A 24540-nucleotide genomic window follows, 5' to 3' on the forward strand; every position below is an offset into this window, starting at 1 on the left:
GCGTGGGACATGGCAGGCTGAAGGCGCTCTCAGCGGCAGACGAGAACGGGAACGGTGCTGTGCGTCAGGACCTTGATGGCCTGGCTACCGAGCAGGAAACGCATGAGTCCGCGCCGGCCGTGAGAGGCCATGACGATGAGATCGCAGTCATATTTGCCGGCTGTCTCGATGATTCCCTCGGCCGGAAACTGATCCCGGATGTGGATGATCGTGCAGGCGACGCCGCGCTTCTGGGCTTCGTCGGCGACGGCGGACAGGATCTGCGCCGCATTGGCCGCGACGCTTTCATCATAGTCCTTGATCGGGAACGCCATGGCGACCTCACCGGGGGCCACGGCAACCCAGGGTTCGGTAACATTGATGGCCGTGACTTTCGCTCCAAGGCCCTTCGCGATGTCGAGGCCCTGAGCCACGGCCTTGCCCGCGAGCTCCGAGCCGTCCGTCGCAATCAGGATATGCGTAAACATGGGCCGGCTCCTTCGTTCCCGTGAGGAGAGTTTACGCGATCGGCCGGGCAGCGCCAGTTGAGGCTGATCAACAGACATTTGAAGGAACGGGATCGTGTTTTTTCACAGCAGCGAGGTTGCTCTCGGCGCGCGGGTCGGCTAGATGATCGCAGCGCGGGCCGCGCAGCGCTTCAGGCGTGGTTTCGGCCCGGTGCAAGCACATATCCTGAAAATATTTCAATCAGGCTGCCGTAGCTCAGTGGTAGAGCACTCCCTTGGTAAGGGAGAGGTCGCAAGTTCAATCCTCGCCGGCAGCACCATTTTTGATCTCACGCCGTTGCTCGCTGCGCTCGCAGGCCCCGATGGGGCGGCGCTTGCGCCGGCTCGATTTGCTCTCTGATCGCCTTTGGTGATGGAAGAATCCCACGGATCCGAGGTCGAGAGTGCTTCCGGAAAAGCGGGACTGCGGAACGGCTCTAAACCGCGAGTGCGACGAGGGCCGGGAAATCCGGAAGGCTTCCGGCGAAGGAAGCTCCGCCGTAAGCGAGGCAGAGCGCGGCCCCGAGGCCTGCCGCCCAGCCGAGGTGAGCGGCCGAAATCGGAGCGTGCTTACGAGCGGAACCGGATGCGCACGGCGCTGAAGGGGGTTTGCTTATGGCGGCGCCGCGATGGTGGCTTGCGGCGCCGTGCCCACGGGAATTCGCCATGTTGGCATCGATGAGCGTGCAGAGCCGGGCTGCCAGCGCCAGTATCAGGCCAACGAGAAAAGCGGCACCCGTGAGCGCCAAGCCGTTGACGTGCGCCGGATTGGGAGCAACCGCCGCCTGGGCGACCGGCACTGCCGCCAAGCCGGCGATGTTGAGGAGCAGGAGCGCGTTCAGAACGGTCTTCGGCATGACTTATGTCAACCTGTCTGCGACATTTTGCTGCGACAGGATGCGTGGGCTTGAGGAGTCGCGTCTACCTACTCAGGCGATCATGCTCGAAATTGATCCCTCTCTGGTTGTCGGAGGCAGCCTCACGCTCCGTCACTTTCCCCTTCGAGATCCGCCATTCGGTGACTGATCCCACACGAGCTGCCCGTCATCGGCGTGTCATGCGACCGCCATAAGTCCGGTCTGCAACGCGGCCTGCACGCTTTCTGCAGGCGTGAACCTCGGAGGTCACCAACCGGCGATGGAATGGGCTGCATTCGTCTTTCTGGCGATGGCGATCCTTGTGCACATCACGACGGCGGCGATGGCGGCCGTACGGATCCGCAGGGCCTCGGCCCGAATGCCACCCGCCAACGTTCCCCCGACAAGCATTGTGCGCCCCGTGTGCGGGCTCGATCCATTCGACAACATCACGCTGGGCAGCACCTTCCGCGTCGAGCCGGAGAGCCGCCTTGAACTGCTGTTCTGCGCCGCTCACGAGCGGGATGCGGCGGTGCCTCTGGTTCGCCGGCTCATCGCCGAGCGCCCCGACGTGGACGCGCGCCTTCTCCTCGGTGACGACCGAAGCACGTCCAATCCCAAGCTCAACAACGTCATCAAGGGCTGGGATGCGGCGCGGCATGGCTGGGTTGTGATCGCCGACAGCAATGTGCTCATGCCGCCGGACTATCTGGGCCGGCTGTTCGCGGCGATGGCGGACGATACCGGCCTCGTCTGCTCGCCCCCGATCGGCAGCCGCCCGCTCTCGTTCTGGGCTGAGGTCGAGTGCGCCTTCCTCAATACCTATCAGGCGCGCTGGCAGCTCGCTTCCGACAGCGCCGGCTTGGGCTTTGCGCAGGGCAAATCGATGCTCTGGCGGCGCGAGGTGCTCGATCGGGCCGGCGGCATCCGGGCGCTCGGCATCGAAATTGCGGAGGATGCAGCGGCGACCAAGGTGGTGCGGCGGGACGGGCTGCGCGTGCGCCTTGTCGGCGCGCCGTTCGAGCAGCCGCTCGGGGTCCGCTCGTGTCGCGAGGTGCTCGCCCGTCAGGTTCGCTGGGCGCGACTGCGGCGGGCGACGTTCCCAGGCTTCTATGCGCCCGAGGTGCTGACGAGCAGCGTGGGCGCGATGGCGGCCGCGACCGTGGCAGCGCCGCTTATGGGTCTCGAGCCTGGGCTCGCGGCAGGGCTCGTCGCGGCGCTTTGGTTCGGCAGCGAGGCGGTGCTCGCGAAAGCCGCGGGCTGGCACCTAAACCTTGCCTCGCCCTTAGCCTGGATGGTGCGCGACGTGGTGCTGCCGGCCATCTGGCTCAAAGGCTGGATCGGCGACGGCTTCACATGGCGCGGCAACGACATGACCGTGGCGGACGCGGGCGTTGCCGCCGGAGAGCAGGGGCAGCCTTGAGGCATGCGGTTAGCCCCGAATCCGGAAGGGCCCCGAACGATCAGCCGCGCCCGCGATAGGGGGCGACGCCCTGTTCCGGCAGCCACACACCGGAGGGCAGCTTGCCCGTCTGCCAGAAGACGTCGATCGGAATGCCGCCACGGGGATACCAGTAGCCGCCGATGCGCAGGAACTTCGGCTCGATGAGCGATGCGAGGCGCTTGCCGATGGCCACCGTACAGTCCTCGTGAAAGGCGCCATGGTTGCGGAATGACGCGAGAAAAAGCTTGAGCGACTTGCTTTCGACAAGCCAGTCGCCTGGCACGTAGTCCATGACGAGATGCGCGAAATCGGGCTGTCCCGTCACGGGGCACAGCGAGGTGAACTCAGGTGCCGTGAAGCGCGCCACATAATCCGTGTCGGCGTGCGGATTGGCAACGCGCTCGAGCACGGCTTTATCCGGGCTCTCGGGAATTTGCGTGGCGCCGCCGAGGAGCGTGACGCCTGTGATCTCGCGGCCCATGCCGTTCTCCTCCCTGTTCAAGCTGTGAGACGCTTGCCGTGCAGATTGCCGGTATAGATGCAGCCTTCGCGGCAGCTATCGCGCGTGACGTGAATTTCCGCGAGGCCCGGGACGCGGCTTTCGAGCCGGCTCCACAGCCACATCGAGATACGTTCGAGCGTCGGAAGCTCGAGGCCCTCGACCTCGTTCAGGAGACGATGATCAAGCGCGTCGTGCGCCTCGGCCATGGCCTTCGACAGATCGTCGAAATGAAAGACGAGGCCGGTCGTGGCATCGGGTTCGCCGTCGATGACGACGCGCACGCGGAATGAATGGCCATGAATCCGAGAATTCGGATGGCCGGGCGGGGCGGACGGCAGGAAGTGTGCCGCCTCGAAGAGGAATTCCCTATATATGCGCATGCGGGCTCCCATAGGGGATTTTATGCGGCCGCGCCAGCGTTTCGGGCGTACGTGCAAGCCCAATTCCTGGCCCAAGAACGGTGCTTTACGCCTCCGCCCTCACGGAATTCCTATGTGCTTGTGCGTTTGGACCGAGAGGCGCCATTCGGGGTGAGCCTTCACATAGGCCACGGCGGCGGCCGTGTTGCGGGAGAGATCCGGGCCATCCATCGGGCTCAGGAAGCGGCGGGGAAAATCGAGCCCGGCAAGGTTCTCCGGGGCCAGCCCATCCTGCGGAAAGACCAGCTTCAGCTCATCCCCATGGGTCTGGAGGAGCGTGTTGCCGGCCTTGGGGCTGACGCAGATCCAATCTAGCCCTGCAGGCAGAGGAAGCGTGCCGTTGGTTTCGATGGCAACGGCAAAGCCGCGGGTATGCAGCGCGTCGATCAGCGGCGCGTCGACCTGCAGGGCCGGCTCTCCGCCGGTGAGCACCACGAACCGTTCGCCGCCTGCGCCCTGCCAGGCCTCCGCGATGGCCTCCGCAAGCGCAGATGCGCCACGAAACTTGCCACCGCCCGGCCCGTCCGTGCCGACGAAGTTGGTGTCGCAGAAGCGGCAGTCGGCGCCGGCCCGGTCTGCCTCGCGGCCGGACCATAGGTTGCAGCCGGCGAACCGGCAGAAAACCGCCGCGCGGCCGGCGTTCGCGCCTTCGCCCTGGAGAGTGTAGAAGATTTCCTTGACGGCATACATGGCCCGATCCCTTAGGCTGGCGCCCGCCGCTGTCAAGCGCCGCAGCGCCGCTCCGTACCGGGGAACCTCCGGGGCCCGCAACGGGTATCCTTCTCACACCCAAGCGGACACTCAAACGGACGGGCGAGGAACACCATGCAATGCTCGATATGCGGCGCCGAGGCCGCGGATCTCACCCCGGGGGAGTACGACGGGATCGTCGTGCGCTGCAAGCGGTGCGGGGAATACGAGATCGCCGACGATGCCCTCAACAGCTTCCTGCGCCTCGACTATGACACGCGGGTTGCGCTGCTCGAGGAAGCGAAAGGCGCCGCACGGCCCGGGGAGAGACCGGAGATTTCCGTCGGCGCGCTGTGAGGGCGCCAAAGCGGAGACGAAGCCCGTTCACGTCCTCCGGCCAGCCAGACATACACGGCTTTCAAGGCTCCCTTCCCGGGGGGAAGAGAGCCAACCTGCGAGACAACGTGAAAGGGCTGACCGATCAGTGGCGGGTTGCCTCGAAGAGGAACCAGTGCCGCTTCTCCGCCTCGTCGATCCAAACGTCGAGGAGGCTCGATGTGGCGAAATCGTTGTGCTCGTCCGTCAGCTCGTGGACGGTGCGCATGCGCTGGATGAGATCCTTGGTGTCGTCCCGCAGCTCGGCGAGCATGCCTTCGGGATCCACGTAATCGGCGTCGTTGTCCTCGACGCGCTGCAGGCGGGCGATGTGTCCGATGGACCGTAGCGTGGTTCCGCCGAGCTTGCGCACGCGTTCGGCGATCGGATCGGTCATGGCGATAATCTGAGCCGATTGCTCGTCGAGAAGGAGATGATAGTCGCGGAAATGCGGTCCGCTCACGTGCCAGTGGAAGTTCTTCGTCTTGAGGAAAAGGGCGAAGGTATCGGCGAGCAGCTCGTTGAGTGCGCCCGTGAGATCGCGCACAGCATTGTCGCCGAGGTCGCTCGGGGTGGCGAGCGGAGCCTTTCGGCGCTCGGCGGCTTTTTTGAGGTCGCTCTTCGTCTCTGCCATGGGGAAGCTCCATCGGTTCCGGGGGAGAAAGGGACGCCTGTTTAGGTAGGAAGCGCACCTCGCGAAGGGAAGCACCCGGACGAGCGGCAGTGGCGAAGACGTTAACGTAGGCTTTGCTCGCTTTCGTGGTCCCGCCAGGAATACCAGCCGCGGGCGCGAAGCTCGCACGCCGGGCAGTGGCCGCAGCCATAGCCCCACGCATGACGGTGCTCGCGATCGCCGAGATAACAGGTGTGGGTGTGCTCCCGTATGAGCTCGACGAGGGCCGTGCCGCCGAGCGATTGGGCGAGCGCCCAGGTGGCGGCCTTGTCGAGGTGCATCAGGGGTGTTTCGATCGTGATTTCCCGATCGAGACCGAGCGAGATGGCCTCCTCTTGAGCGCGCATGGTTGCGGCGCGGCAGTCGGGATAGCCGGAATAGTCGGTCTCGCACACGCCTGCGACGAGCATCGCGAGCCCGCGACGATAGGCAAGGGCAGCGGCGTAGGTCAGAAACAGAAGATTGCGGCCGGGCACGAAAGTCGAGGGCAGACCGGCCTCGGTCAGCGCGATTTCAGTCTCGCGCGTGAGGGCGGTTTCGCTGATGCGCGCCAGCTCGGGGAGAGCAAGGAGATGATCGGGTCCGAGCGCGCGCCCCCAGGGCGGGAAGGCGGCGCGGACAGCCTCGATCACGACGGTGCGCTGCGCGAGCTCGACGGCGTGGCGCTGACCATAGTCGAATCCGATCGTCTCGACGCGCGGATAGCGCGCCAGCGCCCAGGCAAGGCAGACGGTCGAATCCTGGCCGCCGGAGAAAAGGACGAGCGCACCGCCGGACGCCATCTCAGAAGCTTTTTCCATCGATCTCGTTCACTTTCACGTCGCCCGGCTCGATCTCGTCAAGGCAACGAATGTTGAGCGCGACCATCTCGCCGCCGCCGGTGGCACCGCGGGCGAAGGCCGTGACGCCGCAGGTCTTGCAGAAGAGATGATGGATGGCCTTCTTGCCGAACTGATAGTCGGTGAGCGCGTCGCCGCCCGCTTGCAGAGTGAAATCCGAAGCTGGGATGAACGCGAGCAGCGTGCCCTTGCGCCGGCACATCGAGCAATTGCAGCTCAGGGCCTCGGTGATGGGGACGCTGCGGGCCGCGAAGCGCACGGCACCGCAGTGGCAGGAGCCATGGTAGGTCGTCTGTTGGCTGGTCATGGTGTCGTCTTGCTCCGGTCGGGTCTGCGCTGGCCAGCAGGGTAGATGCTGCTACCCTGCGGGGGCTTTCCGGGAACGTGGAACCCGGCTACAACTCGGCACGCTGCGGCACCGCACGCCCCTCACACATATAGCGTTTTCGTTCACCTGACGTCTCAAGGAAACACTCATGACTGCCATCGTCGACATTCTCGGCCGCGAAATTCTCGACAGCCGCGGCAACCCAACCGTCGAGGTCGACGTCATGCTCGAGGACGGATCGATGGGTCGGGCAGCGGTTCCGTCCGGCGCCTCGACGGGGGCACACGAAGCCATCGAGCTGCGGGACGGAGACGCAACGCGCTATTTCGGCCGGGGCGTGCAGAAGGCCGTCGATGCGGTGACCGGCGAGATCTCGGATGCGCTTCTCGGTCTCGATGCCGAGGACCAGCGCGGTCTCGACGCCGCCATGCTCGCGCTCGACGGCACGGAGAACAAGAGCCGCCTTGGCGCGAACGCCATTCTCGGCGTGTCGCTCGCCGCGGCGAAGGCGGCGGCCGCGGCTTCCGGGCTGCCGCTCTATCGCTACGTCGGCGGCGCTTCGGCCCATGTGCTGCCGGTGCCGATGATGAACATCGTCAACGGCGGCGCCCATGCCGACAATCCGATAGACATTCAGGAGTTCATGATCATGCCGGTCGGCGCCGCGACGTGCGCCGATGCCGTGCGGGTCGGTGCCGAGATCTTCCACACGCTGAAGAAGGCCTTGCAGGATGCCGGGCAGAATACCGGCATCGGCGACGAGGGCGGGTTTGCGCCGAACCTCAAGAGCGCCGACGAAGCTCTCGGCTTTATCGTGAAGTCGATCGAGCGCGCCGGCTACAAGCCTGGCGACGACGTCGTACTCGCGCTCGATTGTGCAGCGACGGAGTTCTACAAAGGCGGCACGTACGAGCTTGCCGGAGAGGGCAAGAGCCTCGATAGCGCCGGCATGGTGCGTTATCTCGAGGACCTCGTGGCGCGCTATCCCATCGTCTCGATCGAGGACGGGATGGGCGAAGACGACTGGGAAGGCTGGAAGGCACTCACGGATGCCATGGGGCGCGACGTGCAACTCGTGGGTGACGATCTCTTCGTCACCAACACGACGCGCCTTTCGCGCGGCATCAAGGCGCGCACCGGCAACTCGATCCTGATCAAGGTCAACCAGATCGGCACGCTGACGGAGACGCTGGACGCGGTCTCCATGGCGCAGCACGCAGGCTACACGGCCGTGATGTCGCATCGCTCCGGCGAGACCGAGGACGCCACCATCGCCGACCTCGCGGTTGCGACCAACTGCGGGCAGATCAAGACCGGCTCGCTCAGCCGCTCCGACCGCCTTGCGAAATACAATCAGCTGATCCGCATCGAGGGCGAGCTTGGCGCCGTTGCGCGCTATGCTGGCCGCAGCGTGTTGCGGGCCAGCCGCGCAGCGTAGCCGTCCCGCTTAGCGAGGCGGTGCCGCGATCCCGACGGTGGCCGGCCCGGACACGGGCGCGGCTTTACCTCGTTTTAAGAGGCGGGGTCCTATAGTCCTCTCGTTCCCGGTTTCAATTAGTGCGTAACGTCGAACACTCGTGCTGCGTAAGCCCATATACGATCGGCGGACCTGGTTAAGGCAGGCAATGGTGTTGCTTTTCTGCCTGGCGTTGACCGCTTATTTCGCCTTTCATGCCGTAAATGGTCGCCATGGCCTCGAGGCTCGGGAGAAATTGCTCGAGCGCGAAAGCGTGCTCCAGTTTGAAATCCAGAGCCTCGAGGCTGTGCGCGCGCACTTGGCGCGCGACGTCGCCTTGCTTCGCCCCGAAATCCCCGATCCCGATTTTGTGGAGGAGATCGCCCGCGAGGTCCTCGGCTTCGCGCATCCGCGCGATCGGGTGATCATGGATGAAGCGTCCTCGGGCTGAGGCTGCCGCGTATGGCTTCGCCCGGTCCTTCACCCGCATGGCTTCGCCCGGTCCTTCACCCGCATGGCTTCGCCTGGTCTTTCACCTGCATGGCTTCGCCATGACCGGCTCCCACTTTTCCGGAAGTACTCCAGCGACACCCATCCACGTACCTTTTTTCCATAAACCACAGCGTCGTATGTCCTCGCTATCGCGCGTCCTCCGACTCGCGCCGCTGATCCGCGTCAACGGCGAGGCGCGGCATTGCCACCATATTCGGAGACGGAAGCGTTGCGTCCAGGGGCGCTAACCGCGTCGGCATGAAGGCGCGCAGCCTCCGTTACGCTGCAATGCAAAAGGCAGGACGCTGGCCTCCCGGCCGCATCGTCGTGTAGATTTCGTCTTTCGGCGTCACGATATCGCGCCGGCGCGGCACGCCGGCCGTCCATTGCGATTCATGATTTTTCAAGAGGAGCGAACATGGCGGCATACGCTCAGGATCCGTCCGGCGCGGAGAGCATCGCGTTCTCCGCCGAGGAGGATATCGCGGCGTATCGCAGCATGCTCCTCATCCGCCGCTTCGAGGAGAAAGCTGGACAGCTCTATGCTCTGGGCGCGATCCACGGCGCCTGCCCGCTCTGCATCGGGCAGGAGGCCTCGGTGGTCGGCACACTGATGGAGGCGCGGCCGACAGATCCCATCATCACCGGCTATCGCACGCACGCGGCGCTGCTGGCACGGGGCGCCGACCTCCACTCCATGATGGCGGAACTCACCGGGCGGCGCACCGGGCTCAACGGAGGCGCTGGCGGCGCGGCGCGCATGTTCGCGCCGGAGCACCGCTTCTATGGCGGGCACGGGAGCGACGGGCTCGGGGCGCCGATCGGAGCAGGCCTGGCTTTCGCATCTCGATATCGCGGCGACGGCGCAGTCACGCTCTCCTTCTTCGGCCAGCGCGCCGCTGCCCGTGGCCGCGTGCTCGAAACCTACAGGCTTGCCGCCCAGCAGGCCTTGCCCATCGTGTTCGTCGTCGACAACAACACGGCGCAACCGGGCGCCAGCGTCGTGCTGGGCTCCGTGCCATCGGCGATTTCGGAAAGCGGCCGCCCCTTTGCCATCCCCGGCGAGCAGGTGGATGGAACGGACGTGCGCTCTGTTCGGGCAGCAGCCCGGCGTGCGATCGTCCGTGCCCGCCAGGGTGGCGGCCCGACGGTTCTCGAGGTGCTCACCTATCGCTACCGTGGCCACGCCGAGTTGGCGGCGATCACAGACGACGGCGATGAGAGCAGCGTACGGCGGGAGGATGCGGACCCCGTCCTCAAAGCGCGGACGCAGATCCTCGCTGCCGGCCATCTCGGCGACCGCGAACTGAGGGCGCTCGAGAAGGACGTGAGAGAGCGCGTCCTCGCGGCGGCATCGGCTGCTCGCTCCGCGCCTCCTCCCGAGCCGGAGGCTCTTCTCGCAATGGCGGAGGGCTGAGCCATGCGCCGCGAGATCCGGATGCCGTCGATCCTGCCATCGATGACGGATGCCAAGGTCGCGCGCTGGCACGTGTCCGAGGGGCAGAGCGTGGCGGAGGGCGACCTGCTGCTCGAGGTGGCGACGCCGACGGCAACCTTCGACATCGAAGCCGACGGGGAGGGGCGCGTCGAGCGGATCCTGGTCCCGGCCGGTACCGAGGGTGTCAAAGTCGATACACCGATCGCTATCCTATTCGGCGACACTCAGCACCAAAGCCGGCCGCTGGCCTTCGCCGCGCTTGAACAGATCTCTCAGCGCGAACGGGCGGCGGTGCACGCTGAAAAGACCGCGCAAAGCTATGCCGAGGCGCTTCGCGACGCACTCGCGGCCGAGATGCGTGCCGACCCCTCGGTTTTCCTGATCGGGCTCGATGCCGCGCGCAATCGCGGCACATCGAAAGTGATGGAGGGCCTGATCGACGAGTTCGGCCCGGCTCGCGTCATCACGGTGGCGGCGTTCGACGAAGCCATGATCGGCATGGCGCTCGGGGCCGCGTTCGCCGGTCTTCGCCCCGTGGTCGAGGTGCCGCACTGGGGCTCCGCCCTGGAGACGCTCTCCCCCTATTTGACGAGCGCGGTTCAGGCGGCGGCTTTGTCGGGCCGTCGCCTCGCAGCGCCGATCGTATTCCGTGGGCCGAACGGATATGTCCCGGGGATGACCGGGAACGCGTCGCGCTGTGCCGCCGCCTCGCTCGCGCATCGGCCCGGTCTCAAGGTCGCGCAACCAGCCACCGCGGCATCGGCCAAGGCGCTCCTCAAGGCCGCCATTCGCGACCCCGGTCCTGTTGCGCTGCTCGAGGACGCGCGCCTCTATCGTGCGCGTGACGCCGGCGATCCGGCGGCCGATGGCGCGTCGGGCCTCGGCACGGCGCGCATCGCCCGCAATGGACGCGATCTCACGCTCACTGCCGCCGGCCACGCGCTTGTGCTGGCGCTCGAAGCGGCGGCCCAACTCGCCCGCGACGGCATCGAAGCCGAGGTCATCGATCTGATGAGCCTGCGGCCGCTTGACCACGACACGATCGTCGCCTCCGTCAGGCGGACGGGACGGCTCGTAACCGTCGAGGAGGGGTGGGGCGAGTACGGGATCGGCGCGGAGATCGCAGCTTCGGTCGCAGTGCATGCCTTCGGTCACCTCAAAAAGCCGCCGGCGCGTATTGCCGGCAGCGGTGTGCCGATGCCGTACGCGCCGGAATTGCAGACCCTCGCGCTGCCAACGACTGATGCGATCATTCGAGCCGCCCGAAATCTCGTGCGGGACGGCTGAGGCCCGATTTCCACTCTCACGGCACTTTTGCTCAGGCTGGCGGACGCATGCATGTGGCGGTCCCGCCACGCGGGCCCCGTTTCCACAGATTCGCCGTTGTCAATAGACGCTGTACACGGTCAATTGCGGGCGGCCTGCTTGTGGGGGCCGGGAGTCGCTCCTAGACCGGAGAAGCGTACAGGCAACATGCGATGCCTCACGTACGGCACGGGGGACACCATGCAGATACCGTCAATGGCACTTCTCCTCACGGCATGCGGCACACTGATGCTCGCTGGATGCTCTTCGGACGGCGGCTTGTTGGGGGGAGCGCTCACAACGCAATCGATCCCGACAGGGTCCGCCGCGGCCTCGGTCGCGACCGCCAAGGCCGATCCGGCATGCCACACGCTCATGCAACGCATCGAGGCCTTGCGCCAGGATGGCCTCACCGAGCGGCTCGAGAAGGCCAGCACCGGAAAGTCGGCAACTGTATCGGTCAAACGCGCCTCGCTCGCCCAAGCGGCGGAACTCGACCGTGCCAATGCCGAATTCCAGGCCAAGTGCTCTACGCTCCCGCGGATGCCCGTGCAGCATACGGCTCAGGTCGCCCCGCACAACGCGTCGCAGGTGGTGCCCGCAGCGGCGCCGCCGGTCATCGTGCAGCAGCGATAAACCGGCGGGACAAACGCAGGACGTGGCGCCGTGCTGTTGTCAGCATTCCGAGCTGCTGCATCGCGGCCACACTTCTCTACGAACGGTGTAGAACGAGCGGAGAGGGGTTCAACTGCGCGCTAGGAGCCTCTAACGTGTGGCTCTGATTTCTTCTCGAGAGGGCTTCCGGACCATGATTGCGGGGGTGCGCGGCGGCGCGTTTCGTCTTGCTATGCTCGGCGCCGCAGGTGTGGCCGTTGTCATCGGCGGCTGTGCATCCGGCAGCGGCAACGGTCCGACGCGGAAGACCCTGGCCAACGGTGAGTCGTGCGGGTCGATCAAATCGCAGCTCAACAAGCTCGATGCGCGCGGCGTTCCCGCCTCCGTGCAGGCGCAGGCCGCCGGGAGGAAGATCAGCGCCCAGCAGAAGGCCGACGCTGATCTCTATAACCGTCTTCTTAACGACTATCTCGGCGCCCGCTGCCACGTGTAAGGCATCACGCGAGGGTCGATGCACCTTCCGGATGCAAGATTTCGTTTTTATTCGCGTCCGACAGGATCGCTCTCGGCTCGCCCTGGCTCCGCATCCGCAAAAAAGCCCGCTTTCCGACCGTCCCTGCGCGCGTGCTTGAGCCTGCAAGCAGGCGGTAAGCCTTTGTTCGACCGTCTTATTCGTGCTCCAGTGGGCGGAGAGTGGCATCCAGCTCAAATGCTCCGGCTCAGGCTGCGGCATGGTAGGGCATTCAGCCCGGCGCGAAGCGTGATATAGGCGCATCCTCGACTAGAGCGCGTTCACTCTTATCGGAATCGGATTGCGCGACGTGAACGCGCGTCCGCATTCACCGAGAACGATCAGGCTCTAGGACGGGCGCTCACGGATTTCAGGGGGCCGTAAATATGGATTACGCGCAGTTCGCGATCGACAACAAGACGTGGATCGTCATGATCGTCAACGGCCTCATCGCAGGCTGGCTGGCGGGATTGCTCCTCGGGGGCGGCGGATTGATCCGCAATCTGCTGGTGGGCTTGATCGGCGCCTTCGTAGGCGGCTATCTAGTGGCCGCCGGACTTCTGGTGCTACCTTTCGACTTCGATTCAATCGTGCCTTACGGCAATCAGATCGTGGTCTCGACCGTCGGCGCTATGCTGGTGGTGATCGTCGCCCGCTTTCTCGGCGGGCGCTGAAGGAGCGGCAGGAGTACGCAGCCGGCGGCACATCGGCTAGAGCCCTTCCAGCACAAGTGGAATCGGGGAATGGCTCTGGGTTCTCGTTTGGGCGTGCGTCTTTCCGGAGAACCGGTTCCCACCTTTCCGGAAGCACTTTAGGCTCTCATCCATGGTCACAGTCATCGATACACGTGCACAGGGCGCCGCTCCGCGTGTGAGGCATCCCGAAAAGGCTCACAAGCCCGATCAGCCGATGCTGCCGAAGCCGCCGTGGATCCGCGTGCGCGCCCCAGGCTCGAGCGGCTTTCTCGCCACGCGCGCCATCGTGCGCGAGCATGGCCTGGCGACGGTGTGCGAGGAGGCGGGCTGCCCCAACATCAGCGAATGCTGGCAGAAGCGGCACGCCACTATGATGATCATGGGCGAGATCTGCACGCGCGCCTGCGCCTTCTGCAACGTGACCACCGGGCGGCCGAATGCGCTGGATCCGGCGGAGCCGCAGCGGGTCGCGGATGCGGTGGCCAAGCTCGGCCTCGAGCACGTCGTCATCACTTCGGTCGACCGCGACGATCTCGACGATGGAGGCGCGGCGCACTTCGCCGCCGTCATCTCGGCCGTGCGCGCAAGCGCGCCGGAGACCAGCGTGGAAGTTCTTATCCCGGATTTCCTGCGCAAGGACGGCGGTCTCGCCCGCGTCGTGGAGGCGGCGCCGGACGTTCTGAACCACAACCTCGAGACGGTGCCTGGGCTCTACCTGCGCATCCGTCCGGGAGCGCGTTACTTCCACTCGCTTCGTCTCCTCCAGCAGGCGAAGGAGATGAACCCGACGCTGTTCACGAAGTCCGGCCTCATGGTCGGCCTCGGGGAGACGCGGGAGGAGATCCTGCAGGTGATGGATGATCTCAGGACAGCGGACGTCGATTTCCTCACCATCGGCCAATACCTGGCGCCGACGCGCAAGCATGCCGAAGTGAAGCGGTATATGCCGCCGGAAGAGTTTGAAGAGCTGAAGCAGATCGCGCTGGCCAAAGGCTTCCTCGTCGTGGCGTCGAGCCCGATGACACGCTCCTCGTATCATGCGGGCGACGATTTTCGCCGTCTCCAGGCGGCGCGGGCCGCGGGTTAGAGCCTCCGTCCTTGCCGAGTTTCCGCACCGTCCGCCACGTCCCCTTCACCCCGCGCGAGATGTTCGAGGTGGTGGCCGACGTCGAGCGCTATCCCGAGTTCCTGCCGCTGTGCGAGGGGCTGACGGTGCTTGAGCGCGTGGACGACGAGCGTGGCAGCAGCCTCACGGCCACGATGACTGTCGGCTACAAGGCGATCACCGAGCGGTTCACGACGCAAGTCCGGCTCGACCCCGAGGCGGGGGAGATCCGCGTGCGCAACATGGACGGCCCATTCAGCCACCTCGAGAACGAGTGGCGCTTCGTCGCCGCGGACAGCGGATGCGACGTGCACTTCTCCATCTCGTATGCCTTCCGCTCGACGATGCTGGCACTCATCGTAGGTGCGGCTTTCGAAAAGGCCGTGCGCAGCTACACCGAAGCCTTCGAAGCGCGCGCGCGTACGCTTTACGGACCGCGCGCTGCGGTCTGAGCCTCGGCTGGGACGGGCGCACTGCGCGCGCTTAGTTGATCGCCTTCTCGCGGTTTCTGACGGTGGCCATTCCCGTGGCGCTCTCCAGGCCCTTGACGCCGGAGAGGCGGGCGCTGTCGAGATCGGCATTGCTCAAGTCGGCGCCGGTGAGATCGGCATCCGTCAGGTCAGCGTGCGAGAGATCGGCGCTCTTGAGGCTCGCGCCGCTCAGGTTGGCTCCCCGCAAGTTGGCGAACCGCAGCGAGACGTGGCCGAGGTTGGCCCCTGAAAGATCCGCCGCAGTCATATCGGCGGCGTCGAGGCGCGAGCGCCAGAACATGTCGATGAAGCCGGTGTCGTTCTCAGGCGCGAGCGTCACGCCGGCCATACGCGCTCCCGCAAAGCTCGCTCCCATGAAGCCGCCGAACATACGCGCTTTGGTGAGGTTCGCCTCGGTGAAGCTCGGCGCTTCATCCAGTTTGGCCTCCACGGACATGGACGTCGTGGGACGCAGAAGGCTTGCGCCGGAGAGATTTGCGCGGTCGAAGCGCGCGCCGATGGCGATGATGCGGTCGAGACGCGCGTCGCTGAGATCCGCCTCGCTCAGATCTGCGCCGCTGAGGTCGGCGCCAAAAAGGTCGCTTTTCACAAGCATGGCCTTTTTGAAGCGGAGGCCCGCGAGGTCGAGGCCCGAAAGGTTGCGCCCGCTGAAGTCGAGCCGGTCGGCTTCGCCAGCCTGATGGAGTTGCTCCGTGACCTGGCGCGCGGTGAGGGAATCAGCGGCGAGCGCGGCCACCGCCGCAGCCATGGTGATGGCTGCGGAGACGATGCAAAGAATGTGCAGAGAGCGGGCGCGAGTCACGGCGCGCCTGAGCGAATATCGGTGGCCGTCATAATGTTCAGCACGCTATCCGAGATGCACCGGAAGATCCACACACAACTTTGTAGCCGTCCGTGTGGACCTGCCTGGGCACCGGAGAGACGGAACGGAGCATTCGTTTTCTTCGGCAGAACCAGCATCTCAAGCGATGAGGTTCTCGTCCGCGAGCCCCGCTTCCAGCATCGCCAAGGCCTCCCTGATCGTTTGCAATCGTACCCCGGCGCGCCCGACGTCGCCGAAGCGAAATTCTTTCGCCTGGGTCGGCGTTCCCGGCATTGCGAGACCAATGTAGACGAGCCCGACGGGCTTGGCAGCCGTTCCGCCGTCAGGACCGGCGATCCCCGTTACAGAGAGCGCCACGTCCGCCGCAGACGCGCGCCGAGCACCGTCCGCCATGGCGTTTGCCACCTCGGCGCTCACGGCGCCGTGCCGCAGCAGCACCTCGAAATCCACATTGAGAACGCCGACTTTCGCCGCGTTGGAATAGGTGACGAAGCCGCGCTCGAAAACATCCGAGACGCCTGGGATGGCGGTGACCAGCCCGGCGATCAGCCCGCCCGTGCAGCTCTCGGCGGTAGCGAGCTTGAGGGACCTCGCGCGCATCGCAACGAGAAGCCGCTCCGCGCGGGAGGTGAGCTCGGATGGAAACATTCACGACATTCCTGCGTCTCGAGGAGGGCCGCCGCCGGCCCCTCCATCAACGCGCGTGTCCCGGAACGGTTCGATCCCGTAGCTGACAGCTCTCCGATTGATCTGACGTGCGGCAGCGCCGCGAGTCATCAGTCGGCAATCAGCTTCTCGGCAAGATGGAGAAGGTCATCCAGCTTGGCGCGCGTCTCGGCGCCCATGGCTGCCGTGGCCCGCCCCTGGGCTGCTTGCCAGACCGGGAAGGCGTCCTTCAGTGCTGTCTGCCCCTTGGGGGTCAGATGCAGTCCGCGGCCGCGGCGGCCGGCCGGCGGATCCATGATGATCATGCCGAGCGCGAGCAGGCGCTTCAAGTTGCGCGAGAGCGTCGACTTCTCGATGTCGAGCTCATGGCCGATCTCGACAGCGGTGATGCCATCGCGGGAAGCGAGCTGAGCGAGCAGCGTGTACTGGCTCGCGGTGATGCCGAGCGGACGCATGGCGTCGTCGTAGATGCGCGTGATGATGCGCGAAAGCTGGCGCACGCGGGTTGCGAGGCAGGTCGCAGCCGTCGCTTCCGCAATGTCCGAAATGTCGGCGCCGCTGGTCTGGCCGGCCTCGGTCTGAGGACGCTCGAGCGTGTGCATCAAGTTCATGGAGAAGTCCCCCGCGAGTCGCTTTTGGTCATACAACCACCTGGGATGGTTGATGCCGCGATTCTGGCAGGAGGGTCAATGCAAGTCAGGCTCTGCTCAGGCGACACGCCATCGAACTGCGTGTTACTCGGCGGACGCATCACTCGGCACCATGACGGTCGCGGATGCGAGCGCAGCGATGCCTTCCTTGCGGCCGGTGAAGCCGAGGCGCTCGGTGGTCGAAGCCTTGACGCCGACGCGCGAGACCTGAATGCCGAGGATCGAGGCAATGGATCGGCGCATGGCGTCGCGATGGGGGCCGATGCGGGGCGCTTCGCAGAGGATCGTCACGTCGACGTTGACGATGCGGCCACCGAGGGCCGCGATCCGCCGCGCAGCATCTTCGAGGAAGAGACGCGACGGGGCGCCTTTCCACGCGGGATCGGACGGAGGAAAATGCTGGCCGATGTCCCCGTCGGCGATGGCTCCGAGGAGCGCATCGGTCAAGGCATGCAGCGGCGCGTCGGCGTCGGAGTGGGCGCTCAGCCCGCGCTCATGGGGAATGCGGACGCCAGCGAGCCAGACATGGTCGCCCTCACAGAACGCGTGCACGTCGAAGCCCGTGCCGGTACGCGGCTCTAAGGCTCCCGGTGACGACGCGAGAAGCTGCTCGGCCATCGTCATGTCCTCCGCGGTCGTGATCTTGAAATTGCGTGCGCTGCCCGGAACCAGCGCCACCTCGATGCCGGCCCATTCGGCGATGGCGGCATCGTCCGTGAACTCCGGCGCGCCAGGATCGGACGCGGCACGCTGGTGCGCGGCGAGAATGTCGCCGAACCGGAACCCCTGCGGAGTTTGAGCTTTCCAGAGGCCGGCACGAGGAAGCGTCGTGCCGATCAATCCACCGCCTGCGTCACGCTTCAGGGTATCGGCCAACGGCTCGGCTGCGATCGCGCCCCGGTGTGTGGAGAGGGCAGCGAGGACACGGGCCACGATATCGCGCGTGACGAGGGGGCGGGCCGCGTCATGGATAAGAACGACGTCCGGCTCGGAGGATGCAAGCGCCTCGAGCCCCAGGCGAACGGAGTCCTGGCGCGTCGCGCCCCCCGGGACGGGAGGGCGGATGCGGGCGTCGTCTGGCACACACGCGTCGTAGAGCGCGCGGTCGTCGGGATGGATGACCACGGTGAGGCTCGTGATGCCAGGCGTGGCCAGATACGTGGACATGGCGCGGGTGAGCGCAGGCCGGCCTGCGAGCGGCGCATATTGCTTCGGCCCATCCCGGAGAAGCGGGCTTTGGCCCGCGCGGGTGCCGCGTCCGGCGGCGACGATCAAGGCGGCGGCTGTCACGAAAAAGCATCCCGTGCATGCGAGTTGGATGAGGCCGACTTAGCGCGTGACGGTGCGGTTCGGCAATTCGGCGTTTGTCCCGTGCAATGGTCTTGCGTCGGACAAAGAGCAAGATTATCGTGCCCAATTCAACGGCATGAGAGATTATTGCCCAATATGCAGGCAGGCAAGGGAGAGCTGTCCTTGGCCCTACTCAAAATCGGTTCTCAGCACCCCTGCAATCCGGTCTTCCTGGCGCCGATGACCGGCGTCAGCGATCTGCCGTTTCGCCGCCTTGCCCATGCCTTTGGCGCGGGGCTCGTTATATCCGAAATGGTGGCGAGCGCCGAGTTGGTTCAGCAGCGACGGGACGTATTGAGACGAGCGGAGGGTGCTGGGCTCACGCCGTTCGTCATGCAACTTGTCGGCAGCGAAGCGCGCTGGATGGCGGAGGGCGCACGCATCGCGGAGGCGAACGGCGCCGATATCATCGACATCAACATGGGCTGTCCTTCCCGGGAGGTAACCGGCAAGGCTTCCGGCTCGGCGTTGATGCGCGATCTCGACCATGCGCTGGTCCTCATCGAGGCGGTCGTCGGCGCCGTCTCGGTTCCCGTCACGCTCAAGATGCGGCTCGGCTGGGATGATCGCTCACGCAACGCTCCGGAGCTCGCGCGCCGCGCAGAGGCGGCCGGCGTCCAGCTCATCACCGTTCACGGGCGTACACGCCAGCAGTTCTTTAAGGGCAACGCCGACTGGTCGGCCGTCCGCACCGTGTGCCAGAGCGTGCGCATTCCCGTGATCGTCAACGGCGATATCCGGACGGCGGAGGACGCACGCGCGGCGCTTGCCGCCTCGGGCGCCGACGGCGTCATGATCGGTCGCGCAGCCTATGGCGCGCCGTGGCTGCTCGGGCGCATTGCGGCGGCACTGGCAGGCGGGGACGATGGCGAGACGGCCGTGCCCGCGCTTGCCGAGCAGAGCCGCATCGCCCGCGGGCATGTAGAAGCGATGCTCACCCACTACGGTGACTTTCTGGGCTTGCGCAACGCACGCAAGCATATGGGCTGGTACCTTGAGACCAGCGGACATCGCTGCGGATCGCTCAAGGCGTGGAGACGCCGGATCTGCACGGAGGAGGACCCCCAGCGCGCGCTGTCGCTGCTCGACGCGTTCTATAGCTCCGCGCCTGAAAGCGACGTGCTCGAGCGGGAGGCATTGGAGGCCGCCGCGTGAGCAAAGCCGCCGCCCAGCATCCGACTGCGATCCGCAAGCCCCTGCTGGATTACGATGTGCTGCTTGCGGCGTTGCCCCATCCGATCCTCGTCATCGGCAACAGCAACCGCATCGTCTACGCCAATGCGGCCGCCGAAGCCTTCCTCTCCGCGGGCGTGCCGCTGCTGACGCGCCTCCACCTCGACGACGTGGTGACGTTCGGCTGCCCGCTGCTGGCGCTCGTCGCGCAGGTGCGGGAGACGGGCGTGACCGTCAACGAGTACGGCATCGAGATGGCGAGCCCGAGATTTGCCGATCCGAAGCTCGTCGATATCTATGCCGGGCCAATGCACGAAAACAGCGAGTTCGTGCTCGTCATGCTGCAGCAGCGGACCATGGCGCAGATGATCGAACGCCAGCTCACGCATCGCGCCGCGGCGCGCACCGTCTCGGGCATGGCGGCCGTGCTCGCCCACGAAATCAAGAATCCGTTGTCCGGGATCAAAGGTGCGGCCCAGCTTCTCGAGCAGAACCTCTCCGACGAGGATCGTGCGCTCTCCCAGCTCATCTGTGCCGAGACGGAGCGCATCCGCACCCTCGTCGACCGCATGGAGATCTTCGGCGACGAGCGGCCGCTCGCGAAAGAGCCGGTCAATATCCACGACGTTCTGGATCACGTGCGGCGGCTCGCCGAGAGCGGCTTTGCACGCGGCGTGCGGATCATCGAGGATTACGATCCGTCGCTGCCGCCGGTCCCCGGCAACCGCGACAAGCTCGTGCAGGCGTTTCTCAACCTGGTCAAGAATGCGGCCGAGGCCATCGGCAACACGGCGGACGGGCAGGGGCGCATCCTCATGCAGACCTCGTTCCGCCCCGGCGTGCGCCTCTCGGTGCCGGGCACGGGGGCTCGCGTCGCACTGCCCTTGATGATCCAGATCGAAGACAACGGCTCGGGTGTGCCCGACCACCTCAAGCCGCACCTGTTCGATCCCTTCGTGACCACCAAGCACAACGGCACGGGTCTCGGGCTCGCGCTCGTCGCCAAGATCATCGGCGATCATGGCGGCATCATCGAATGCCATGGCGAGGCGAGTCGAACCGTTTTCCGCGTGCTCCTGCCGATGCAGGATCAAAGCTCCGAAGATGGCACCCCGCGGCAGCAGACAACCGCCAACGAAAGAAGAAGGTAGCAACACCCATGGCTCGAGGCACCGTTCTCATCGCCGACGACGACAGCGCCATCCGCACCGTGCTGAACCAGGCGCTGGCGCGGGCCGGATACGCTCCCCGCGCAACCGGCAATGCCGCGACGCTCTGGCGTTGGGTGAGTCAGGGGGAAGGAGACGTCGTGATCACCGACGTCGTGATGCCGGACGAAAACGCCTTCGATCTCATACCGCGCATCAAGAAAGTGCGGCCCGAGCTGCCGATCATCGTCATGAGTGCGCAGAACACGCTCATGACGGCGCTGACGGCCGCGGAGAAAGGCGCCTACGAATATCTCCCGAAACCGTTCGATATTTCGGAAGTGGTCGCCGTCGTCGCACGGGCGCTCGCCGGCCAGGGTCGGCGTCCGCGCGGCCCGGCAACCGATGCAGAGAGCGAGGAGCTGCCGCTGATCGGCCGCTCTCCCGCCATGCAGGAGATTTATCGGGCGCTTGCGCGGCTGACGCAGACCGATCTCACGGTGATGATCCAGGGCGAGAGCGGCACCGGCAAGGAGCTGGTGGCGCGGGTGCTGCACGACTACGGCAAGCGGCGCCAGGGCCCGTTCGTCGCCATCAATATGGCGGCCATTCCGCGCGAGCTGATCGAAAGCGAGCTCTTCGGCCACGAGAAGGGCGCGTTCACGGGCGCGCAGGCTCGAAGTCCCGGCCGTTTTGAGCAGGCTGAGGGCGGAACGCTCTTTCTCGATGAGATCGGCGACATGCCGCTCGAAGCGCAGACGCGTCTCCTGCGCGTGCTGCAGCAAGGCGAATATACGACAGTCGGCGGGCGGACGCCGATCCGGACCAACGTGCGCATCGTGGCTGCAACCCATCGCGACCTGCGCGCGCAGATCCAGCAAGGCCTGTTCCGTGAGGATCTCTATTACCGTCTCAATGTCGTGCCGTTGAGGCTGCCGCCGCTGCGTGAGCGCGTCGACGACATCGGCGATCTGGTGCGCCACTTTTTGCGGCAGGCCGCGCGTGAGGGGCTCGGACAGAAGTCGATCGAGACGGCAGCGATCGAGCGCCTCAAGGCGCATCCATGGCCAGGAAACGTGCGCGAGCTCGAAAATTTCGTGCGGCGTGTCGGCGCACTCTACGCCGAGGAAACGCTGACCCGGCAGATCATCGACCAGGAGCTCGCCGACGTGCTGCCGGCGGCAGGCCGCGCAGACGACGGCGAACCGAGCGACCTGTCGGAGCTCGTCGAGCGCCATCTCACGCATTATTTTGCGGGCTTCGGCAAAGACCTGCCGCCGCCGGGGCTCTATGACCGCGTCATCCGTCAGGTCGAGCAACCGCTGCTATCTGCTGCGCTGGTGGCGACGCGCGGCAACCAGATCCGCGCTGCCGAGCTTCTGGGCCTCAACCGCAATACGCTGAGAAGCCGCATTCGGGCGCTGGACATTCGGGTGTTCCGCCCGCCAGCGCCTTAGCGCCGCACGCCGCGCCGCGCGCTGAAATCGTATCCGAATTGCTGCGCGCGTGGCGGACATGCACACGTTTTGACCGCACCGAACCATTTGCGTCGCAGGAATGTCACAGTTACAGTGTGACTTGTTGCCTGGCGTACGCCGCTCCGACTGTCGGAGTTGCGCAGACGCATAACCATGCAGAGCCGCAGTGCTTGGGGAGTTACACTCAAGCGGGCACGCCACGCAGCAGTCGGGAAAGGGTCGATGAGCACCAAAATCTCCCCGGACACCACGGGGTGGACGGACGGCGCGGCTTCTCCGCTACTCGATCTCACGGACCGCGCCTTCTGGATCGGCCTCGTGGTCGTGATCCTGTCGCTCGTCTCCGCGCTGGCAACGTATCTCATCCTGACCGGCCTGACGCCGATCGCGCCGCGCGACGACATCGTGCTGGGCGCGCTGCTGATCAACGTCATCCTGATCGCGGCCATGATCGGGATCATCGCCTGGCAGGGATACGGCATGTGGCGCGCCTGGCGCGCCAAGCTCGCGGGCGCCCGGCTGCACGTGCGCATCGTGCTGCTGTTCTCGATCATCGCGGCGCTGCCCGCCATGCTGCTCGCCGTGGCAGCGACGACGACGTTCTCCCGCTCGCTCGACGGTTGGTTCTCATCGCGCACGCGGGAGATCATCAACAACTCGGTCGAGGTCGCGCAGGCTTACGTGGTGGAGCACGGACAGCTTCTGCGGACCGATCTCGCCAACATGGTCCGCGACATCGATTCCGCGGCAGATCAGATGCCGGCCGGCTCGCCCGAATTCAAGCAGCATGTCATCGCCCAAGCCGGCCTGCGTGATATCCCAGCCGCCTATGTGCTCGACAGCAAGGGCGATCCGGTGGTCGCCGCGCTCGAGGATAAGGAGATGCCGTTCACGCCGGTGCCGAGCTACTATCTGATGCAGGCCAAGGCTGGGCAGATCGCGCTGTTCACGCCCACGGGGTCCTCGCAGGTGTCGGCGGTGGCCAAGCTCAACCGCTATCCCGACCGCTTTCTCTACGTGACGCGGCTGCTCAGCGCCAAAGTCATGGGCCACCTGCAGCGAACGGCGCAAAGCGTGGACGAATACAACCGCCTGCGCGCAGCACGCGGCGGACTGAAGCTCGCGCACGGGCTCATCTACACCATGATCTCGATGACGGCGCTGCTCGCCGCCATATGGGTCGGCCTGTGGTTCGCGAGCCGCTTCGTGGCGCCGATCCGCCGCCTCATCGCGGCCGCCCAGCACGTTTCGCGCGGCAACCTGGCCGTCGAGCTGCCGGAGCGGCGCGGGGAGGGCGATCTCCGGCGCCTATCCTCGACCTTCAACACCATGACGCGCGAGCTCAAGCACCAGCGTGACGCGCTGGTCACCGCCAACGAGCAGCTTCTCGACCGCCGCCGCTTCATGGAGGCGGTGCTCTCCGGCGTCTCGGCCGGCGTCATCGGGCTCGACAGCCAGGACCGCATCACGCTGGTCAGCCGTGCCGCCGAACAGCTTCTCATGACGACGGAGCAGGAGATCGTCGGCAAGAAGCTCGTCGATGTGCTGCCTGTGCTGGCGCCCGCGCTCGAGCGGCGCGAGGAGCAGGGCGTCAAGTCCCGCGGCGCCCATGAGGTCGCGTTCACCGTCGGCGAGGATGAGCGGATCTTTGCCGTGCGTGTCACGCGCGAGAAGGCGGGATCAGGCGAGGTGGGCTCCGTCGTCACTTTCGACGACATCACCGAGCTGGTCTCGGCGCAACGCACCTCGGCCTGGGCTGACGTCGCGCGGCGCATCGCTCACGAGATCAAGAACCCGCTGACGCCGATCATCCTTTCGGCGGAACGCATCCGGCGCAAATATGCGCGCGTCATCGTCGACGACCGCGAGACGTTCGAGAAGCTCACGGCGACGATCGAGCGGCAGGCCGGCGACATCAAGACCATGGTCGACGAGTTCGCCTCGTTCGCACGCATTCCGAAACCGGTGATCGAGCTGCACGATCTGCGCGATGCGATCCAGGATTCGGTGATCCTCTTCCGCGAGAGCCACGGGGGCATCAGCTACCGCCTCGAACTCCCGGATGCGCCGGTCGAGGCCGCATTCGATCGCCGGCTGCTGACGCAGGCGGTTACGAACCTCGTGAAGAACGCGACGGAAGCTGTCGAAACCGCAGCACATGCGGAACCGGGGCGCTCAGGACGGGTGGACGTGGTGCTGCGCATCGGAGAGAACGCGGTCGCGATCGACGTGGTCGACAACGGCCCGGGCTTGCCGAAGCAGAACCGCTCGCGCCTGCTCGAGCCGTACGTCACCACCAAGGGCTACAAGGGCACCGGCCTCGGCCTCGCCATCGTAGCCAAGATCACGGAGCAACACGGGGGCGAGCTGATCCTCGAGGATGCGCCGCCGACACCTGAGCGCCCGAGCGGGGCACGCGTGACGCTTTCGTTTCCGCTTTCCATCCTGGCACCCGAGCCGGCAGGCTCTGCGGCAGGCCCGGACGGCGAGAAGCGTAGGCGCATAGCTGGCGAATAATACGAATTATGACGA

The 24540-nt window shown here is 65.8% G+C and carries 27 protein-coding genes and 1 tRNA gene; 16 read left to right on the top strand and 12 right to left on the bottom strand.

Annotation, left to right across the window (positions count from 1 at the left end):
- Positions 1–29: 29 nt before the first annotated feature.
- Positions 30–467: a universal stress protein gene (locus V7P99_RS07330; RefSeq protein WP_333794146.1), complete on the bottom strand. Its 438-nt coding sequence runs from the start codon at positions 465–467 to the stop codon at positions 30–32.
- Between the two features lie 224 nt (positions 468–691).
- Here V7P99_RS07330 and V7P99_RS07335 point away from each other — a divergent pair.
- Positions 692–766: transfer RNA gene (locus V7P99_RS07335), tRNA-Thr, on the top strand.
- A gap of 156 nt (positions 767–922) precedes the next feature.
- On the opposite strand, the gene V7P99_RS07340 is transcribed toward V7P99_RS07335, so the two are convergent.
- A complete protein-coding gene (locus tag V7P99_RS07340; RefSeq protein ID WP_333794147.1) occupies positions 923–1342 on the bottom strand; it encodes a hypothetical protein in 420 nt (139 codons plus the stop codon).
- Between the two features lie 280 nt (positions 1343–1622).
- Between V7P99_RS07340 and V7P99_RS07345 the strand changes: the two genes are divergently transcribed.
- Positions 1623–2765, top strand: a complete 1143-nt coding sequence (locus V7P99_RS07345; protein WP_333794148.1) for a ceramide glucosyltransferase — start codon at positions 1623–1625, stop codon at positions 2763–2765.
- Between the two features lie 40 nt (positions 2766–2805).
- On the opposite strand, the gene queF is transcribed toward V7P99_RS07345, so the two are convergent.
- The 3 genes from queF to queE form a co-directional block, all read right to left on the bottom strand.
- Positions 2806–3267 carry a preQ(1) synthase gene (gene queF / locus V7P99_RS07350; RefSeq protein WP_333794149.1) on the bottom strand — a complete coding sequence of 154 codons (462 nt, stop codon included), beginning with the start codon at positions 3265–3267 and terminating at the stop codon, positions 2806–2808.
- Between the two features lie 17 nt (positions 3268–3284).
- The gene (locus tag V7P99_RS07355; protein WP_333794150.1) at positions 3285–3668 is read right to left on the bottom strand and encodes a 6-pyruvoyl trahydropterin synthase family protein; all 384 of its coding nucleotides are present in this window, start codon (positions 3666–3668) and stop codon (positions 3285–3287) included.
- A 99-nt stretch (positions 3669–3767) separates the two neighbouring features.
- A complete protein-coding gene (queE, locus tag V7P99_RS07360; protein WP_333794151.1) occupies positions 3768–4397 on the bottom strand; it encodes a 7-carboxy-7-deazaguanine synthase in 630 nt (209 codons plus the stop codon).
- 135 nt (positions 4398–4532) lie between these two features.
- Between queE and V7P99_RS07365 the strand changes: the two genes are divergently transcribed.
- Positions 4533–4754 carry a hypothetical protein gene (locus tag V7P99_RS07365; protein ID WP_333794152.1) on the top strand — a complete coding sequence of 74 codons (222 nt, stop codon included), beginning with the start codon at positions 4533–4535 and terminating at the stop codon, positions 4752–4754.
- A 124-nt stretch (positions 4755–4878) separates the two neighbouring features.
- Here V7P99_RS07365 and V7P99_RS07370 read toward each other — a convergent pair whose 3' ends face one another.
- The 3 genes from V7P99_RS07370 to V7P99_RS07380 all read right to left on the bottom strand — a co-directional run bounded on the left by V7P99_RS07370 (position 4879) and on the right by V7P99_RS07380 (position 6591).
- The gene (locus tag V7P99_RS07370) at positions 4879–5406 is read right to left on the bottom strand and encodes a Dps family protein (protein WP_333794153.1); all 528 of its coding nucleotides are present in this window, start codon (positions 5404–5406) and stop codon (positions 4879–4881) included.
- 101 nt (positions 5407–5507) lie between these two features.
- Positions 5508–6245 carry a 7-cyano-7-deazaguanine synthase QueC gene (gene queC, locus V7P99_RS07375; RefSeq protein WP_333794154.1) on the bottom strand — a complete coding sequence of 246 codons (738 nt, stop codon included), beginning with the start codon at positions 6243–6245 and terminating at the stop codon, positions 5508–5510.
- On the bottom strand, positions 6229–6591 hold the full coding sequence (locus tag V7P99_RS07380; protein ID WP_333794155.1) for a GFA family protein: 363 nt from the start codon (positions 6589–6591) through the stop codon (positions 6229–6231). The genes queC and V7P99_RS07380 overlap by 17 nt, the downstream gene beginning before the upstream one ends.
- 169 nt (positions 6592–6760) lie before the next feature.
- On the opposite strand from V7P99_RS07380, the gene eno reads away from it, so the two are divergent.
- From eno to V7P99_RS07425, 9 genes are all read left to right on the top strand, one after another.
- On the top strand, positions 6761–8050 hold the full coding sequence (eno, locus tag V7P99_RS07385; protein WP_333794156.1) for a phosphopyruvate hydratase: 1290 nt from the start codon (positions 6761–6763) through the stop codon (positions 8048–8050).
- 187 nt (positions 8051–8237) lie between these two features.
- A complete protein-coding gene (locus V7P99_RS07390) occupies positions 8238–8519 on the top strand; it encodes an FtsB family cell division protein (protein ID WP_333794157.1) in 282 nt (93 codons plus the stop codon).
- 459 nt (positions 8520–8978) lie between these two features.
- Positions 8979–9977: a thiamine pyrophosphate-dependent enzyme gene (locus V7P99_RS07395; RefSeq protein ID WP_333794158.1), complete on the top strand. Its 999-nt coding sequence runs from the start codon at positions 8979–8981 to the stop codon at positions 9975–9977.
- A gap of 3 nt (positions 9978–9980) precedes the next feature.
- Positions 9981–11285, top strand: coding sequence for a transketolase C-terminal domain-containing protein (locus tag V7P99_RS07400; RefSeq protein WP_333794159.1), 1305 nt, complete (start codon positions 9981–9983; stop codon positions 11283–11285).
- A gap of 219 nt (positions 11286–11504) precedes the next feature.
- A complete protein-coding gene (locus V7P99_RS07405) occupies positions 11505–11939 on the top strand; it encodes a hypothetical protein (RefSeq protein ID WP_333794160.1) in 435 nt (144 codons plus the stop codon).
- 136 nt (positions 11940–12075) lie between these two features.
- Complete coding sequence (locus V7P99_RS07410) at positions 12076–12411, top strand: hypothetical protein (RefSeq protein ID WP_333794161.1); 336 nt, start codon at positions 12076–12078, stop codon at positions 12409–12411.
- A gap of 404 nt (positions 12412–12815) precedes the next feature.
- Positions 12816–13103 (top strand): GlsB/YeaQ/YmgE family stress response membrane protein, encoded by a 288-nt coding sequence (locus tag V7P99_RS07415; RefSeq protein WP_333794162.1) that lies wholly within the window; start codon positions 12816–12818, stop codon positions 13101–13103.
- 151 nt (positions 13104–13254) lie between these two features.
- On the top strand, positions 13255–14211 hold the full coding sequence (gene lipA / locus V7P99_RS07420) for a lipoyl synthase (RefSeq protein WP_333794163.1): 957 nt from the start codon (positions 13255–13257) through the stop codon (positions 14209–14211).
- Between the two features lie 11 nt (positions 14212–14222).
- Complete coding sequence (locus tag V7P99_RS07425; RefSeq protein ID WP_333794164.1) at positions 14223–14681, top strand: type II toxin-antitoxin system RatA family toxin; 459 nt, start codon at positions 14223–14225, stop codon at positions 14679–14681.
- Between the two features lie 31 nt (positions 14682–14712).
- Here the strand turns inward: V7P99_RS07425 and V7P99_RS07430 are convergent, their stop codons facing one another.
- From V7P99_RS07430 to V7P99_RS07445, 4 genes are all read right to left on the bottom strand, one after another.
- A complete protein-coding gene (locus V7P99_RS07430) occupies positions 14713–15522 on the bottom strand; it encodes a pentapeptide repeat-containing protein (protein WP_333794165.1) in 810 nt (269 codons plus the stop codon).
- 159 nt (positions 15523–15681) lie between these two features.
- Positions 15682–16191: a CinA family protein gene (locus tag V7P99_RS07435; RefSeq protein ID WP_333794166.1), complete on the bottom strand. Its 510-nt coding sequence runs from the start codon at positions 16189–16191 to the stop codon at positions 15682–15684.
- Positions 16192–16319: 128 nt separating this feature from the next.
- The gene (locus V7P99_RS07440; RefSeq protein WP_333794167.1) at positions 16320–16820 is read right to left on the bottom strand and encodes a MarR family winged helix-turn-helix transcriptional regulator; all 501 of its coding nucleotides are present in this window, start codon (positions 16818–16820) and stop codon (positions 16320–16322) included.
- A 123-nt stretch (positions 16821–16943) separates the two neighbouring features.
- On the bottom strand, positions 16944–18149 hold the full coding sequence (locus V7P99_RS07445; RefSeq protein WP_333794168.1) for a bifunctional 2-C-methyl-D-erythritol 4-phosphate cytidylyltransferase/2-C-methyl-D-erythritol 2,4-cyclodiphosphate synthase: 1206 nt from the start codon (positions 18147–18149) through the stop codon (positions 16944–16946).
- 183 nt (positions 18150–18332) lie between these two features.
- On the opposite strand from V7P99_RS07445, the gene dusB reads away from it, so the two are divergent.
- The 4 genes from dusB to V7P99_RS07465 all read left to right on the top strand — a co-directional run bounded on the left by dusB (position 18333) and on the right by V7P99_RS07465 (position 24525).
- Positions 18333–19364: a tRNA dihydrouridine synthase DusB gene (gene dusB / locus V7P99_RS07450; protein WP_333794169.1), complete on the top strand. Its 1032-nt coding sequence runs from the start codon at positions 18333–18335 to the stop codon at positions 19362–19364.
- A complete protein-coding gene (locus V7P99_RS07455; protein ID WP_333794170.1) occupies positions 19361–20533 on the top strand; it encodes a two-component system sensor histidine kinase NtrB in 1173 nt (390 codons plus the stop codon). Before dusB ends, V7P99_RS07455 begins: the two co-directional genes overlap by 4 nt.
- Positions 20534–20541: 8 nt before the next feature.
- Positions 20542–21987 carry a nitrogen regulation protein NR(I) gene (gene ntrC / locus V7P99_RS07460; RefSeq protein ID WP_333794171.1) on the top strand — a complete coding sequence of 482 codons (1446 nt, stop codon included), beginning with the start codon at positions 20542–20544 and terminating at the stop codon, positions 21985–21987.
- Positions 21988–22230: 243 nt separating this feature from the next.
- Positions 22231–24525, top strand: a complete 2295-nt coding sequence (locus V7P99_RS07465; protein ID WP_333794172.1) for a sensor histidine kinase NtrY-like — start codon at positions 22231–22233, stop codon at positions 24523–24525.
- The last annotated feature ends 15 nt before the right edge of the window (positions 24526–24540 follow it).

This window comes from Hyphomicrobium sp. (assembly GCF_036780825.1).
Taxonomy (GTDB): Bacteria; Pseudomonadota; Alphaproteobacteria; order Rhizobiales; family Hyphomicrobiaceae; genus Hyphomicrobium_C.

What these genes read in the sequence shown, in the direction of transcription:
- V7P99_RS07330 (WP_333794146.1), bottom strand. Translation starts at nt 467, where the DNA reads ATGTTTACGCATATCCTGATTGCGACGGACGGCTCGGAGCTCGCGGGC.
- V7P99_RS07340 (WP_333794147.1), bottom strand. Translation starts at nt 1,342, where the DNA reads ATGCCGAAGACCGTTCTGAACGCGCTCCTGCTCCTCAACATCGCCGGC.
- V7P99_RS07345 (WP_333794148.1), top strand. Translation starts at nt 1,623, where the DNA reads ATGGAATGGGCTGCATTCGTCTTTCTGGCGATGGCGATCCTTGTGCAC.
- queF (WP_333794149.1), bottom strand. Translation starts at nt 3,267, where the DNA reads ATGGGCCGCGAGATCACAGGCGTCACGCTCCTCGGCGGCGCCACGCAA.
- V7P99_RS07355 (WP_333794150.1), bottom strand. Translation starts at nt 3,668, where the DNA reads ATGCGCATATATAGGGAATTCCTCTTCGAGGCGGCACACTTCCTGCCG.
- queE (WP_333794151.1), bottom strand. Translation starts at nt 4,397, where the DNA reads ATGTATGCCGTCAAGGAAATCTTCTACACTCTCCAGGGCGAAGGCGCG.
- V7P99_RS07365 (WP_333794152.1), top strand. Translation starts at nt 4,533, where the DNA reads ATGCAATGCTCGATATGCGGCGCCGAGGCCGCGGATCTCACCCCGGGG.
- V7P99_RS07370 (WP_333794153.1), bottom strand. Translation starts at nt 5,406, where the DNA reads ATGGCAGAGACGAAGAGCGACCTCAAAAAAGCCGCCGAGCGCCGAAAG.
- queC (WP_333794154.1), bottom strand. Translation starts at nt 6,245, where the DNA reads ATGGAAAAAGCTTCTGAGATGGCGTCCGGCGGTGCGCTCGTCCTTTTC.
- V7P99_RS07380 (WP_333794155.1), bottom strand. Translation starts at nt 6,591, where the DNA reads ATGACCAGCCAACAGACGACCTACCATGGCTCCTGCCACTGCGGTGCC.
- eno (WP_333794156.1), top strand. Translation starts at nt 6,761, where the DNA reads ATGACTGCCATCGTCGACATTCTCGGCCGCGAAATTCTCGACAGCCGC.
- V7P99_RS07390 (WP_333794157.1), top strand. Translation starts at nt 8,238, where the DNA reads ATGGTGTTGCTTTTCTGCCTGGCGTTGACCGCTTATTTCGCCTTTCAT.
- V7P99_RS07395 (WP_333794158.1), top strand. Translation starts at nt 8,979, where the DNA reads ATGGCGGCATACGCTCAGGATCCGTCCGGCGCGGAGAGCATCGCGTTC.
- V7P99_RS07400 (WP_333794159.1), top strand. Translation starts at nt 9,981, where the DNA reads ATGCGCCGCGAGATCCGGATGCCGTCGATCCTGCCATCGATGACGGAT.
- V7P99_RS07405 (WP_333794160.1), top strand. Translation starts at nt 11,505, where the DNA reads ATGCAGATACCGTCAATGGCACTTCTCCTCACGGCATGCGGCACACTG.
- V7P99_RS07415 (WP_333794162.1), top strand. Translation starts at nt 12,816, where the DNA reads ATGGATTACGCGCAGTTCGCGATCGACAACAAGACGTGGATCGTCATG.
- lipA (WP_333794163.1), top strand. Translation starts at nt 13,255, where the DNA reads ATGGTCACAGTCATCGATACACGTGCACAGGGCGCCGCTCCGCGTGTG.
- V7P99_RS07435 (WP_333794166.1), bottom strand. Translation starts at nt 16,191, where the DNA reads ATGTTTCCATCCGAGCTCACCTCCCGCGCGGAGCGGCTTCTCGTTGCG.
- V7P99_RS07440 (WP_333794167.1), bottom strand. Translation starts at nt 16,820, where the DNA reads ATGAACTTGATGCACACGCTCGAGCGTCCTCAGACCGAGGCCGGCCAG.
- ntrC (WP_333794171.1), top strand. Translation starts at nt 20,542, where the DNA reads ATGGCTCGAGGCACCGTTCTCATCGCCGACGACGACAGCGCCATCCGC.
- V7P99_RS07465 (WP_333794172.1), top strand. Translation starts at nt 22,231, where the DNA reads ATGAGCACCAAAATCTCCCCGGACACCACGGGGTGGACGGACGGCGCG.